Annotated in this window: 14 protein-coding genes; 3 read left to right on the top strand and 11 right to left on the bottom strand. The window is 47.2% G+C overall.

Annotation, left to right across the window (positions count from 1 at the left end):
* Window positions 1-164: 164 nt before the first annotated feature.
* Window positions 165-407: a TIGR03905 family TSCPD domain-containing protein gene (locus tag DWY63_RS14200; RefSeq protein ID WP_022461364.1), complete on the top strand. Its 243-nt coding sequence runs from the start codon at window positions 165-167 to the stop codon at window positions 405-407.
* Window positions 408-591: 184 nt separating this feature from the next.
* Here the strand turns inward: DWY63_RS14200 and DWY63_RS14195 are convergent, their stop codons facing one another.
* The 3 genes from DWY63_RS14195 to DWY63_RS14185 form a co-directional block, all read right to left on the bottom strand.
* Window positions 592-2,214, bottom strand: a complete 1,623-nt coding sequence (locus DWY63_RS14195) for an MBL fold metallo-hydrolase RNA specificity domain-containing protein (protein ID WP_022461365.1) — start codon at window positions 2,212-2,214, stop codon at window positions 592-594.
* Window positions 2,215-2,877: 663 nt separating this feature from the next.
* On the bottom strand, window positions 2,878-3,375 hold the full coding sequence (locus tag DWY63_RS14190; RefSeq protein ID WP_117802478.1) for a DUF6147 family protein: 498 nt from the start codon (window positions 3,373-3,375) through the stop codon (window positions 2,878-2,880).
* Window positions 3,376-3,433: 58 nt separating this feature from the next.
* Entirely contained in the window at window positions 3,434-4,366 is a 933-nt protein-coding gene (locus DWY63_RS14185) for a DUF4367 domain-containing protein (RefSeq protein ID WP_158568378.1), read from the bottom strand.
* A gap of 110 nt (window positions 4,367-4,476) precedes the next feature.
* Between DWY63_RS14185 and DWY63_RS14180 the strand changes: the two genes are divergently transcribed.
* Entirely contained in the window at window positions 4,477-5,544 is a 1,068-nt protein-coding gene (locus DWY63_RS14180) for an undecaprenyldiphospho-muramoylpentapeptide beta-N-acetylglucosaminyltransferase (protein WP_055219136.1), read from the top strand.
* A gap of 3 nt (window positions 5,545-5,547) precedes the next feature.
* Here DWY63_RS14180 and DWY63_RS14175 read toward each other — a convergent pair whose 3' ends face one another.
* Complete coding sequence (locus tag DWY63_RS14175; protein ID WP_158568377.1) at window positions 5,548-6,072, bottom strand: RNA polymerase sigma factor; 525 nt, start codon at window positions 6,070-6,072, stop codon at window positions 5,548-5,550.
* Between the two features lie 59 nt (window positions 6,073-6,131).
* Entirely contained in the window at window positions 6,132-6,548 is a 417-nt protein-coding gene (locus DWY63_RS14170; RefSeq protein ID WP_172680766.1) for an HIT family protein, read from the bottom strand.
* A 203-nt stretch (window positions 6,549-6,751) separates the two neighbouring features.
* Here DWY63_RS14170 and DWY63_RS14165 point away from each other — a divergent pair, with 203 nt between their 5' ends.
* Window positions 6,752-7,435: a two-component system sensor histidine kinase NtrB gene (locus tag DWY63_RS14165; RefSeq protein ID WP_055219129.1), complete on the top strand. Its 684-nt coding sequence runs from the start codon at window positions 6,752-6,754 to the stop codon at window positions 7,433-7,435.
* Here the strand turns inward: DWY63_RS14165 and DWY63_RS14160 are convergent.
* The 6 genes from DWY63_RS14160 to DWY63_RS14135 all read right to left on the bottom strand — a co-directional run bounded on the left by DWY63_RS14160 (window position 7,410) and on the right by DWY63_RS14135 (window position 13,298).
* Window positions 7,410-8,084 carry a rhomboid family intramembrane serine protease gene (locus DWY63_RS14160; protein ID WP_226906363.1) on the bottom strand — a complete coding sequence of 225 codons (675 nt, stop codon included), beginning with the start codon at window positions 8,082-8,084 and terminating at the stop codon, window positions 7,410-7,412. The two genes, DWY63_RS14165 and DWY63_RS14160, sit on opposite strands and share 26 nt — an antisense overlap.
* A 307-nt stretch (window positions 8,085-8,391) precedes the next feature.
* On the bottom strand, window positions 8,392-9,885 hold the full coding sequence (locus tag DWY63_RS14155; protein WP_117802476.1) for a DUF6382 domain-containing protein: 1,494 nt from the start codon (window positions 9,883-9,885) through the stop codon (window positions 8,392-8,394).
* Between the two features lie 16 nt (window positions 9,886-9,901).
* Window positions 9,902-10,327, bottom strand: a complete 426-nt coding sequence (locus tag DWY63_RS14150) for a TadE/TadG family type IV pilus assembly protein (RefSeq protein WP_238061911.1) — start codon at window positions 10,325-10,327, stop codon at window positions 9,902-9,904.
* 2 nt (window positions 10,328-10,329) lie between these two features.
* A complete protein-coding gene (locus DWY63_RS14145; protein ID WP_022461943.1) occupies window positions 10,330-10,761 on the bottom strand; it encodes a prepilin peptidase in 432 nt (143 codons plus the stop codon).
* Between the two features lie 100 nt (window positions 10,762-10,861).
* Window positions 10,862-11,599 (bottom strand): hypothetical protein, encoded by a 738-nt coding sequence (locus tag DWY63_RS14140; protein ID WP_147343077.1) that lies wholly within the window; start codon window positions 11,597-11,599, stop codon window positions 10,862-10,864.
* Window positions 11,600-11,765: 166 nt separating this feature from the next.
* Window positions 11,766-13,298, bottom strand: a complete 1,533-nt coding sequence (locus DWY63_RS14135) for a DUF5702 domain-containing protein (protein ID WP_117802474.1) — start codon at window positions 13,296-13,298, stop codon at window positions 11,766-11,768.

The following is a 13,298-nucleotide window of genomic DNA, read 5'->3' as shown; positions in this document are numbered from 1 at the left end:
TCTTTGTAATTCCTGTTACAGTATACAATAAATTTGGGATCTGTGGTATCTTTTTTCTTTGCTGTTTTCGTAATCTATGATATAATAGCAGGAACCGAAGAATTATCGTGGCTGAAGTTCACGATAATGTTCTAATTTTTTATTCACAAAGGAGGATCCTATCGATGGAATATACAACAAAAGGTACCTGTTCCAGAAAAATTCTGTTTGAGGTAGAAGACGGTAAAGTACACAACGTACAGTTCGTAGGCGGATGCAACGGAAACACACAGGGTGTTGCAAGACTCGTTGAGGGCATGGACGTAAACGAAGCCATCTCCCGCATGAAAGGCATCGACTGCAACGGACGCGGAACATCATGTCCAGACCAGCTTGCAAAAGCGCTGGAACAGGCTATCCAGAAATAACTTTTTTTACGCTTGCTCTTTTTTATTATAATAACTCCCCGGGGAATGCTCACCCCGGGGAGTTTGTAATTTATCCACTTCTGTTTTTTCTTTTCTGATGCAGCACAGCTTCCCTGCCGCCTGCTTTCTTCCGGTTTTTCTTCTATATTAATAGCACAGTCTTTCTTCCAGCCACCGGACTGCTTTATCTGTCCCATTTGTCGCAGAGACTGTTGATCTGGTCAGCAAATTTCGAAAGGTCTTTGTTAGCACCGCCTTTGTTTCTTGTAATGACGGTGAGCAGCCGCTGACCAGCCGCAACGAGACGATCGAAGACGGCATTTCCGCTGCTTCTCGTGCGCAGTGTTCCTGCGTTTGCCGTTGTTTCCTTCTGGATCGGAATGCCGACGGTTTTTTCGATGAATTCATTTTCTTTCAGGTCAAATACCGTGCCGGAGAACGGAGCCATCGCCGGGTAGCGGAATTCGTCCCACAGTTTTTCTGCAAAAATTTCCGTCACTTTATCTTCGCCGTGCGTTACGAAAACGCGGTCCGGTTTTGCCTGCAGACTGCCTGCCCATTTGAGCAGTCCTTCCTGATCTGCGTGGCCGCTCATGCCCGGGAACTGGATGATGTGCGCGTTCACATGAACCTCTTCCTGGAACAGTTTCACTTCCTTCGCGCCTCCGATCAGCGCCCGTCCCAGTGTACCGACGGCCTGATAGCCGACGAAAAGAACCGTGCTCTCCTGCCGCCAGAGGTTGTGTTTCAGATGATGCTTGATTCGTCCCGCATCGCACATGCCGCTCGCGGAGATAATGACCTTCGGGGTTTCGTTGAAGTTGATGGCTTTCGATTCATCGGATGTAATCGAGAGCTTTAAGCCCGGAAACAGAATCGGGTTAATGCCCTGCGCAAGGAGCGCTGCAGCATCGGAATCGTAGCACTCTTTCTGGTGATCGCGGAAAATATTGGTTGCCTCAACGGCAAGCGGACTGTCCACGTAAACCGGGAATTCGCCGTGGCCGTGAACCAGATGTTCTGCCTTAATTTCACGAATAAAGTACAGCATCTCCTGCGTTCTTCCAACAGCAAACGACGGGATCACGAGGTTGCCGCCGCGGTCGAGCGTTTCCTGAATGATTTTTGCCAGCTCCGGTACATAATCCGGTTTCGGACCGTGGCTCCGGTCACCGTAGGTGGATTCCATAATCACGTAATCAGCGCTCTCCGGGTACTCCGGGTCGTTGATCAGCGGCTGATGGATATTTCCGATATCGCCGGAGAAGAGCAGTTTTTTCGTCACACCGTCCTCTGTCAGCCACAGCTCAATGGATGCGGAACCGAGCAGATGACCGGCATCGAGGAAACGGATCTGAATGCCGTCCGATAGTGTCACACGCTGATGATACGGAATGCCCTCCAGTAAGCGGATCACGCCGAGGGCATCCTCCATTGTGTACGGCGTGACGTAATCTTCTTTTCCTGCCCGGCGGTTTTTGCGGTTCCGCCACTCGGCCTCGGCGAGCTGAATGTGTGCGCTATCGCGGAGCATGATGTCCGAAAGCGCTACCGTCGCCGGGGTCATATAGATTGGACCGCGGAAGCCGTGTGCATACAGCAGCGGCAGATTTCCGGTGTGATCGATGTGCGCGTGCGTGATCAATACGAAATCCAGCTGGGATGCCGGAACCGGAATCGGCTTGTTTTCATAAATATTCGGTCCCTGCTCCATACCGCAGTCCACTAAAAACTTCTTCCCGGCAGCCTCCAGATAATAACAACTGCCCGTCACTTCATGTGTTGCTCCAAGAAATGTAAGACGCATAAGATGCCTCCTGTTCTCCCGTTTTGTTCGGGGACAAAATGTTGTCACTACGGGTCAAAACACGCGTTATGCGTTTGGCCCGTTATCGCGGCCAGCAGTCATCAAGTTCTCATGCCAGCATGGTCTTTGACGCGTTGTCCGCGAAAATAATCTGAAATTTCTTTTGTGTTTTATGCTTATTCTCTCTTTTTTGATTATTATAGCATAATATCTGGCAGATTCCAACGGAATTTTAAAGCAGATTGCACAACAATCTTGATATTTTTGTTCAATTATGGGCATCGGCTTGTAGAAGCGTACAGAAAAGAGGCACCGGTATTCCTGCAGTAATACCGATGCCTCACTTATCGGGGCCAGCCGATGTTCCGTATGATCACTCACACGCTGAACATAGTAACACATGATGACTCAGATCTGTGTTGTGGTTGGAAAAAGGAATTTCGACGCGTTGAAAATCCTGAAAGATCTGCGTTTTCGTCTTAATATATTCATTGTTATAAGGTTTCTATAGGGGACTGGCCCCGGGATTTTTAAGGGGTGAGGGAGTTGCAAACTACTAGTCTAAAAATTATTTCCGTTCATTTACTCTACTCTCTTGTGCTTGTATGAATTATACTTTTGCTTGTTTTCAATATTGATATCTACATGTTAGGTGAAAAATTATTATCCAATATAGATTCCATTGGTTGAACTTCCACCATTCTCAGTAACACCACTCTTAGTACAGGAATGATAACCTCTTAAACGGTAATAATAACCTTTTTCTACTTTTATCTGTGTACTAAAGTATAATGAGTTAGTGTTATAATCCACTTTTTCCCATTTTTTATAGCTGTAAAAATCTTCTGGGCCGCTCGAACGTTCCAAATATATATTTAATTTTACTGTATTGCAAGTAACATTACATAAGGTAGCTCCTCCTATTCCAATATAACCATTACCGTTATTAGTAATTCTTACATATCCCTCATGTAAATATGTACTTCGCGCCACACTCTGGTACGTTCCAACTGATTCTATTTCATTTGTTAAGACGGATTCATCTATCGTATTTCCTAAATAATCTAATGCATCAGCCTGCACACTTACCGTATTTACAGCCAATGCAAGCACAAGCATTGCACAAAAGAGTAAGCTTTTCAACTTCATAGCCTTTTTCATACTTCCTCTTTTCTCCCGTCTTCATCTACATAATATATACGTTCTGATTCTAATATAATTACAAATTATACTGCATTTCGTTTAAAATTTTTATTAATTCCTCTTTTTCTATTTGACCGCTTAGTTGATAATATGCATCTTTATATTTCCAAGTTGCATAATAATTTTCTTCATCATTCTCTGAGATTGTGCCCATTTCAACTTCTATTACGTTGTCCATCGTTTCTACTTCAAGTTTCTCTTGATCTTTCCAACTTCCTTGTGATAGGTCCTTCTCATTCGAAGCCAAACGAAAATAAACAAACTGCCCATTATATTGATATTCTATAGATGCCATTTGTATCTCAGGCATTATCATAATATCATTATATTCCATTCCCGCAGGAATATAATAAAATTCTGGAACCGCGATATGTATCATATCTTTTATTTTCTTTTGTGCCTCGTCTATATTTCCTCTTGTATATTTTCGCTCCTCTCCATTATCTATCCATGTGGTATCTCCTGTATTCCGAACCCCACTAATCGTCTCCACCAACCGAATCCGATTCGCCTCGCTCGTCATACTGGCTCCAAAAACGCACGCCCCCACAACCAACACAACACCAGCCGCCTTTGCCGTCCGTACCCAGTGTTTTGTTGTTTTCGCTCTCTTCGCAATCTTCTTCTGTCTCTCCGCCTGCTTTTCGCGTTCCACCTTTTTCTCCACGATCTGGCGGCGGATCTCCAGTGTTTTTTCTGTCGGGTTGCCTTCCGCGTCCGCGAGTCCTTCCTTCTGGAGTCGCTGCTGGAAGCGCTCGTACATTGCGTTCAGTTCTTCCTCTGAAAGTGCAGGCGCAGCCTCCGGCTCCTGTTCTGTTGCTGTGTTTCCTTCCTCTGCCTTTACAACTGCCGATTCCCCTTCCACCGTTTTCGAATCCGCAGCCATTTTTTCTTCCATCGTCTGCTCCAGTTTCTTTTTCAGCTGTTCTTCTTTTTCTATCTTTTTCATCTTCTTCCGTTCCTCGGCATTTTCCATGTTGTAACCGCTCTTGACTTTTTTTCTTCTTGAGGGGATAATAAAAGCCAAATGATATTATCAAATTCCAGGGAGGAATTCTCATGAAGCATATTGTTCTGACAGGCGGAGGTACCGCCGGCCATGTTACCCCGAATATTGCCCTGATTCCAAAATTAAAGGAAGCAGGTTATAAAATCTCTTATATCGGTTCCTACGACGGTATGGAGCGCAAGCTGATCGAAGATCTCGGCATTCCGTATTACGGAATTTCATCCGGAAAGCTGCGCCGCTACTTCGATCCGAAAAACTTTTCCGATCCATTCCGCGTCGTAAAAGGCTACTTTGAAGCAAAAAAACTGCTCAAAAAGCTGAAACCAAACGTTGTCTTCTCCAAAGGCGGCTTCGTTTCGGTACCGGTTGTCCTTGCCGCCAAAGCATGTAAAGTCCCGGCGCTCATCCATGAATCGGATATGACGCCTGGCCTGGCAAATAAGCTGTGTATTCCGTCCGCTGCAAAGGTCTGCTGTAATTTCCCGGAAACCGTTAAATGTCTCCCGGAAAACAAAGCCGTTCTGACCGGAACGCCAATCCGCCAGGAACTGCTGTCCGGCGATGCACGGGAAGGCCTGAAGTTCTGCGGATTCAATGCCGCAAAACCGGTTATTCTCGTCATCGGAGGAAGCCTCGGTTCCGTCGCTGTCAATCATGCGGTCCGTTCTATTTTACCAGAACTTCTGAAAGATTTCCAGGTGATTCATCTCTGCGGTAAAGATAAACTGGATGCATCCTTAAATGGTACCGAAGGTTACGTTCAGTTCGAGTACATCAAAGATGAGCTCCCGGATCTCTTCGCCGCAGCAGATCTGATCATCTCCCGCGCCGGCGCAAATGCGATCTGCGAAATCAGTGCTCTGGCAAAACCAAACATTCTGATTCCGCTTTCTGCCAATGCCAGCCGCGGAGACCAGATTTTAAATGCGCGTTCCTTTGAGCGTCAGGGTTACAGTAAAGTTCTGGAAGAAGAATCCGTGAATGCGCAGACTCTTCAGTCCGCAATCCGTGAGGTTTACGAAAACCGTCAGACCTACATCAATGCGATGAAGAAGAGCAGCCACACCGATTCCATCGGCCGCATCCTTTCCCTGATCCAGGAATGCGAACGCAAATAGTAACTACAGAAATCCCCTTTCTCTGGCTTTGTCAGCAAAGTGCTGGCAAAGCCATTTTTTCGTCCGGGTCATTTTCACCCGCAGATTTCCGATGGTGATACCCATTTCGGATGCTACTTCCTTTTCCGAACGCTCATGCACCTTGATTTCACGCGTAATATAATAACCCGATTCATCATGATCTTTCAGTGCATCCATCACTTCCTGAAAAAAATGATTTCTCTCCTGCTTTTCTTCCTCTGCAAGCGTCGGAAGTTCCATCTCTTCCGCCCGAAGATCCTCATCCAGTTCGTTCCAGTCAAAACGTTGTGTTTTTCTTTGATAATCAATTCCCAGATTCTTTGCAGCGACACGGACCCAGCCTTCTACTCTGTCTTCATCCAGCGCATCAATATTCAGGTACAGTTTCACCATCGTTTCCTGTGCGATATCATCCGCATCGGCTTCATTGTGCACCACCTGCATTGCGGCTGAATAGGCTGTCATTACATACTTTTTATATATTTCTGAAAAGTTATTTTTGTCCATTGTTCTCCGCCCCTGTTCGTCTGTCATTGATTCTTTTTCTGGCTGCTGCCAGCCTTTTCTCAGGCCTTCAGCTCTGCCGTCACGCTCTCAATGATCTGCTCTTTTACCGCATCCTCGAGAGTTCCCTGCTTCCATGCAGCAATACCGGCATTGTCACCTTCATATCTTGGAATCAGATGCATATGGAAGTGGAATACCGTCTGTCCTGCTGCCTCACCATTGTTCTGTACCAGATTGAAGCCATCAGAATGAAGCGCTTTCGTCATGGCCGTCGCCATTTTTTTGCCGAGAATCATTGCTTTCGCTGCGGTTTCATCCGGAATTTCATAAATGTTTGCAAAATGCTGTTTTGGAAGAATCAGCGCATGTCCTTTCGTTGCCGGTCCCTGATCCAGAATGACACGGAACTCATCGTCCTCATACAATGTTGCGGTTGGAATTTCTCCGTTTGCTAATTTACAAAAAATACAATCCATGATCTTTTTCTCCTTTACTTTTTTTAATTCTTCTGTTGTTCCGAATCCCGTTCTGCACGGTTCCGAACAACTCTATTTTCTCACTATTTGTCGAAAAATGTCAAATAATGCAGAACGCTTTTTGTTGCGCGCTCCCCCTTTTCAATGCTAAACTTTTGCCTAATCAAAAATCATTACCTACGCATCATAAGGAGGATACGGCTATGTCAAAAGAACCAACAACCAATTCACAGGGCTTATCGGAAGAATGTCACGCTATGATTTCCCGGATTTCACATGAGGTTCGAAATCCTGTTGCGGTTATCCACAGCTTTCATCAGCTTCTTCTTTTAGCGCATCCGGAGCTTTCCAACGATCTCTATTTTCAGAAAATCCAGGAAAATATGGCTTTTCTGAACTCCCTGCTCGATGAGCTCTCCTGCTATAATCATTCATATCGGGCGGTACGCGCTTACGTGAATCCTTATCTTCTGCTCCAGAATCTCTGTGCCGATACCGGCGTTCTCCTCGAAAAACAACAGGTTTCCATTGAACTTGTCAAGGAATCTGCCATTCCGCGCTTTGCCCTTGATACCACGCAATTTCGTCAGCTTTTTCTGAACCTGATCCGAAATGCGGCGGAAGCAATGCCTTCCGGCGGAACGATCAAAATCTCTCTCTGTTTCGACGGTGACTTTCTGACCATCCGTGTGCAGGACACTGGCTGCGGAATCCCCGCCGAGGATCTGCCGACTCTCTTTGACCTTTTTGTCACACATAAGAAAAACGGAACCGGCCTTGGACTTGCCATCTGCAAGGAAATTGTAACCGCACACGACGGCACGATTTCCGTTTCTTCCGTTCCCGGGGAAGGAAGCACCTTTACGGTCGTTTTCCCCTTTTCCTGATCCTTGCCATTCCCGGATAGAGAACCGCCATCAGGACTGCACCTGCCAGAAAACCGCCGATGTGTGCGAAGTTGTCCACATTTGAAGACTGGAATCCGACCAGCAGCGAAAGGACAGCCATGACGGCCATCCTCCGGAAGGTGAGATCCTCCAGCCTTCCTTTCCGAAATGCCAGAAGAACAAGCATCGCTCCGACAGCAGAAAAAATCGCTCCCGAAGCGCCGGCGGAAACTGCCGGTGCTTCCCCTGTTTTCATCAGGGACAGTTCATGCAGATACGAGCACAGATTTCCGACGAGTCCGCCGCCCAGATAGATGACCAGATAACGGATCTTTCCAACTGCGCGTTCTAGGTAATCCCCAAGGAACAAAAGAAGCAGCATGTTGTTGATCAGATGCTGGATGCCAAAGTGAAGAAACATACTCGTAAACAGGCGATAGTATTCTCCGCTCTCAATCAGCGGCGCATACGCCGCACCGCAGTCCATCATATGTCTGGAGCTCTCTGTCCCTCCGGTCAGTGTGACTGCAAGGAATACCAGAATATTGCATACGACGATGACCAGATTGATGCTGTTTTTTGACCTCTTCCACATACGGTCCACGATATCTTCGTTCGGATCGTAACTGTTTTTCCTTTGTTCTTCCATTACATCATTTCCTTATCTGTGCTATTTTTTTATTATAATTTAATTCACTTGTAAATGCAAGAAATCGTCAAATTTTTTTCTTTTTTGATAAACGTTTTTCGACAATTATTGACGCTTCACGACGGCTTTCGACGTTTTATGACATTATTTTTTACATTATTTCTTTTTTTAATTTTATGCATAATTTTCTTTTCTGTAATATTTTTGTTTCATTCGCATAACTTTTTTCTTCGATCATTCTGCCATATTAAAAATAACGCATCCAGCACTTTCTCCAAATCGAAAAAGTGTAATGCGTCATTTTTCTCTAATTTCTGTTTTTCTCTCCCGCCTTATACCGGTATTTCTTCCCGGCAAATGAGATATCGTCTCCATCCTCCAGCTTCTTTTTTGTCTCGCCCATCAATGGAACGCCATTCACCGTTGTTCCGTTCCGCGAATTCAGATCCAGCAGATAATCTCCCTCTTCTGTACTGACCAGCTTTGCGTGAAGGCGGCTTACCGTACGGTATGGCAGAATTACATCTGCCGCCGCTGACAGTTTTCCAATCAATGTGCTTCCGCGTTCAATCGGAATCAGCGGAAGATCAATCGGATCTATCGGAATCAGATATGCCCTTCCCTCATCCTCCGGGCTGGTCAGCAGTTCCGTTTTTCCAAACAGATCCTCTTCATGCCCCTCCAATTCCATCAGGCTGTGCATCTTTCTGTTTTCCTGTTCTTCATTCTTTTCCCATGTTTTCTCTTTTTCGGCTGAGGAATCCCTTTTCCATCCCTGCTGTTCTGTATCGCTTTTCGGATTCCATGTTCCATCTTTCTGTTTTAAGCCCTTCCGATTCTGATATTCCGAAAATACATCTCCTGTTTCTCCTTGTTTCCGGATTCCTGCGGCCTTCCCATAGCTTCCTGTTTCTGTTCCCGACTGCCGCTTTTTCCATCGGCTGGCAAGTTCCAATGCCAGACTTACAATTCCCACAACAGCCGCCGCTCCTCCCAGCACCAGATACCAAACAGTTTCGGCCTGTGTCCACCGCAGTGCCAGCACACCTCCCAGAAATCCGATGCAGATCACTGCTTCCACAATATTTTTCCAGCGTCCTTCATCCTTTTCTTCCTCCGCTTCCACAAAAAAATTTTCCGCCGCTTCCGCTTCTTGTTCTCCCCAAAGTGTTTCCTCCATCTGTACAGGCGGATTTTCTTCCCTAGGACGCTCTTTTCCCTCCTGCTCCGTCGTTTCTTTCTTCTCTTTCCCTGTCTGATATAAGAGTGCCTGAATCATCTCAACCGAAAAGATCTCCGCCGAAATCTCCCGATACAGTCCATACCCGAGTACCACCGCATCCTGCTCCTGGTGATCCAGCTTCGGCAGCAGATATTCCATCAGCTCCCGGATCTGCTTCTGAAAACAGCCTGTGTGTCCCTGCTTTCCCGGCAGATAACAGAAGGAAAAGTTCTCCAGATTTGCATCTGCAAAAACCAGCTCCGGCTGCAGAACGAGACCGTCCGGTGCAAGCAGGTACTGCCCCAGTTCTTCGAGAAGATCCAGCAGCTGTTCAAACAGTTTCCGCAGCGCCTCCGCCCCAATCGAGCGCTGTTCAAACACACTCTGAAGCGACTGCTTTGATGTCACCTCATAGTAAAACAATGTTTTATCATCCATTTTCCCGATTTTGCAGTCCAAAAGCCCTGGGATTGTGTTTGTCAGCAGCATACGGATCTGATACGACGCCGTGTCCGGCTCTTTTTCCTCCTGTAAAATAACATATGTATGATTCAAATCTCTTTTATAATCAATCTGCATTTCTCCGCTTCCGTCCTTACTTCTGGTTCCAGATCTGTTTTACTGCCCGTATCTTCCGGATCGTTTTCACCGGATTGTTTCTCCTGCTTTCACTCAAAACCGAATATTCCCACGCGTTCCGGCTCCAGATTGGCAGAATGTTTCCTTCTGCTTTTATCTGAATCTCTTTTTCTCTGCACACCGTCTGTACGGTCACCGGTTCAGCCGGAAGCGGTATCTGGGAAATCCACCATTCCATCCGGCTTTGGGCGGCTGCCTCTCCTTTTTCCACGGACAGGCGGCCTTCACTGGCGGCAAGCATTGTGCTTTCATATGCCGCAAATGTATACCAGCTCCGTGCGTGCACAAAAAATGTCAGCGACAACAGAAGAAAAATCACCATCAGAACAAGCGGCACGACCAGAACTGCCTCTACCGTAATACTTGCTTTTCTCATTTTCACTTTCAAAGCATTCCGCACCTCCCCACAAATCCAAGCAGCAGAAACGGCACCAGCGGTATAGAATCCTGTTTCCGTATTTTCTTCCGCATCAGAAGGACTCCGCAGAGTACCGAACAGAGAATGAGTCCCAGCGTCAGAACGCCGAATGTCTGCCCAAATCCCAGCCAGATTCCAACCGTCAGAAGCAGAAGGCCGTCCCCGTATCCCACCTGTTCCCGTGATATATAACTGAGCGTCAGAAATCCCGCTCCCGGCAGCAGGGACAGCAGCCATTCCAGCCACGATGTCTGTTCCACCAGAATCTGCCATCCAATGCCTGCAAGGAATAAAACACCGGTCAGGACAAGGCTGATCTGCCGTTTCCTCACATCCATTCCGGCAAGAATCCCCAGATACAGCAATATAATTGCACTCTTTACTTCTTCCTGATACACAGCCGCGGCCTCCTTTCCGCAAACCCGAGTTTCTGTTTACCGTCCTTCTTTCCGGTCTCACCCGGAAAAAAGACATCTGCTCTGCTCATATCCGGCTTTCTTACGCCGCCTTTTTCGCGCATTTCGAGCACTGCGGCAGTCCATCCGTCTGTTCCAGTGCTACAAGTTTTACTTTACGTTTCAGCCCTTTGCAGGAAAGACTGTTATGATACCGGTTTCCGTATTTCGTATAGTAAACTTCTGCCCCCGCAGCGCCATTTCCCACGCACTGTTCGCATTCCTTATATTTTTCTCCATCCTGATTCCGTTTCCACGCAAGCGCACCCGGTGAGGAAACCTGGATCGAAAGATTAATATGACTGCACGACGAATCGGTATGATACACACTGCCGTTCTCAGTCACCCACACCATCTGTTTTGCTTCGCCCTCTTCTTCATCCGCCTCCTCTTCTGTCTTTCCGCAGAACAGATGCACTTTCGCACACGCTGCAATTCCCCGGTTCCGCACCGGAACGAGGCGGTTTCCCATTTTCGGCCAGTAAATCGCTTTCAGTTCCAGCCATCCATTTTTCACACGGCTTCCTACCAGTGTCACCATTCCATTTTCGCGGATTTCTTTTGGAATCTTTGCTTCTGCATAAGCAATGCACGCGGCCGTTTCTGGTATTTCATACGTTTCTTTTCCCGTCTCATCCACCGCGTAGGCACAGACGGAAAGATACCGCGCGGACTCCTGCAGAGATACCGTCAGCATTCCATGCAACCGGTAAAGATCCACGATTTTTAATAACACAAGAACCGCGATCAGAAAAACAGGAAGTGCCAGTGAAGCTTCCACCGTCAGGCTTGCCCTGTTCCATTTTCGTTTTACAAAAGGCTGCTCTCCTGATCCGGATTTATAAAAATTCCCGGAAGAGTGGATAAGTTTTTTGATAAGGTTCCAGAAATAAATGTGCCGTTCAGAAGAACACCCTTTTGTATCCCTGCCGGAGTCATCCCATTTTTCAGGCTGCTCCCTGCATCTCATATCCATAATTTCTCGTAATCTCATACTCTCGTTTCCCAATTACCGCCGTAAAACCGGCTTCCAGTTCATCGACACAGCAATCCAGTCGGAAACCCGGCTGCTGCTGTTCTGTCCGCATATTGTATTCCACCAGATCCATCGCTCCAAACGTTACCGCTTTTCCCGATTTCTGCATCAAAAGCAGCCGCAGATAATCGGAATACTCCATGCCGCCCGGTGCATTTTTTCTGCTCTGATCCCCTGTTTCCAGCAGTTTCGGAAGCTGTTCCAGAGAAAGCTGCCACGATTCTGCCGTTTTGAACAGTGCTACTTTTCCACCATCCAGCAGTTCCCGCAGATCCAGAATGCTTTCTGCAAATGCCCAGCACACGGCAAGTGCCATTTTCACAACCGGCATCGCCGCCGGAACTCCAAACGACGCGGCAATTACCCCCGCCATTGCTTCCATCTCGCCCTGCTTCTGCGCATCTTTCGCCAGATACACCAGATTTGCCGCCTCCCGCAGCGCCAGCAGACGGTTCACGGTTCCCGCCAGATTATCCTGATCACTGTTTTTTCCGCAGAGCACATATTCCACCTGGCACTGCAGCCCTTCCTTCTTCTCCTTGCTGGTATAGCACGGAAATTTCCACAGAATATATTCGGACGAAAGCATCTTATCCACAAAGCTCAGTTCTTTTCCACACTCTGCCATGCCAAACCCGCTCTGCAGCTCCCGTTTTGATGCAAGAAACGATACATCCGTTTCCCCCTGCGACAGTGCCTGCCCTTCCGGGAGGACCAGTCCTAAAATTCCCATTTTCATTACTTTTTGAATGACCTCAATCGGATTCACAAAATCTTCCGGTACCGGCTGCTTCTGATCCGGTTCCGAAGGCGTGCCGTTTCCAGATTCTCCTTCACCTTTTGTTTTTTCTGTTCCCTCTTCTGGCTGTTTGGATTCTTCATACTGTTTTAAAACCTCCTCTTCCTCGTAACCGCTCTGTCCGTCCTCCTGACGTTTCACGGTTTCCTGTTCTCCTCTTAATTTCTGGGAAAGCTGCTGTATTCCATAAGTTCCAAGGCTGGCTTTCATTGCCTCACAGATCTGACGGGAGAAAGCACTTCCCTCCTCGTCTGTCGCAAGACGATAGCCGCCGAGATAAACTTCTGTAACCTGTCCGCCAGATAAACTGCCTGATAGAATTCCCATCCCCGATGCAGTGGGGGACAGAACTTCTCCCGCAGTTTCTGCGACTTTTCTGCTCATGGTTTCAGGTTTCCAGACACCGCTCTTATCCCCGCCGTTATAAAAAAACAGCTCGTACTGTCCCAGCAGTGTTCTGTCATACCCGGCAAACAGAGAATACAGTCCCTGTTCCATTGCGCAGGCCGTCATCACCCGTGCATGGGCATTTCGCACCGACGCAATTGTCCCGGAAATCAGGGAAAGCATCAGTATCAGAACGAGACACAAATATGCTGTTATGCTTCCGGCTGCCCATCTTTTCTGTCTTTCTGTTTCCCTCAT

This window comes from Blautia sp. AF26-2 (genome assembly GCF_003460955.1).
In the GTDB taxonomy this organism is placed as follows: Bacteria; Bacillota; Clostridia; order Lachnospirales; family Lachnospiraceae; genus Fusicatenibacter; species Fusicatenibacter saccharivorans.
This window is presented reverse-complemented; position numbering and strand designations above follow the sequence as displayed.

Coding starts and splice junctions, on each gene's coding strand:
- DWY63_RS14160 (WP_226906363.1), bottom strand. CDS start 8,084: ATGGAAGAACAAAGGAAAAACAGTTACGATCCGAACGAAGATATCGTG.
- DWY63_RS14155 (WP_117802476.1), bottom strand. CDS start 9,885: ATGCAGATTGATTATAAAAGAGATTTGAATCATACATATGTTATTTTA.
- DWY63_RS14185 (WP_158568378.1), bottom strand. CDS start 4,366: ATGAAAAAGATAGAAAAAGAAGAACAGCTGAAAAAGAAACTGGAGCAG.
- DWY63_RS14200 (WP_022461364.1), top strand. CDS start 165: ATGGAATATACAACAAAAGGTACCTGTTCCAGAAAAATTCTGTTTGAG.
- DWY63_RS14165 (WP_055219129.1), top strand. CDS start 6,752: ATGTCAAAAGAACCAACAACCAATTCACAGGGCTTATCGGAAGAATGT.
- DWY63_RS14195 (WP_022461365.1), bottom strand. CDS start 2,214: ATGCGTCTTACATTTCTTGGAGCAACACATGAAGTGACGGGCAGTTGT.
- DWY63_RS14170 (WP_172680766.1), bottom strand. CDS start 6,548: ATGGATTGTATTTTTTGTAAATTAGCAAACGGAGAAATTCCAACCGCA.
- DWY63_RS14135 (WP_117802474.1), bottom strand. CDS start 13,298: ATGAGGGAAACAGAAAGACAGAAAAGATGGGCAGCCGGAAGCATAACA.
- DWY63_RS14190 (WP_117802478.1), bottom strand. CDS start 3,375: ATGAAAAAGGCTATGAAGTTGAAAAGCTTACTCTTTTGTGCAATGCTT.
- DWY63_RS14180 (WP_055219136.1), top strand. CDS start 4,477: ATGAAGCATATTGTTCTGACAGGCGGAGGTACCGCCGGCCATGTTACC.
- DWY63_RS14175 (WP_158568377.1), bottom strand. CDS start 6,072: ATGGACAAAAATAACTTTTCAGAAATATATAAAAAGTATGTAATGACA.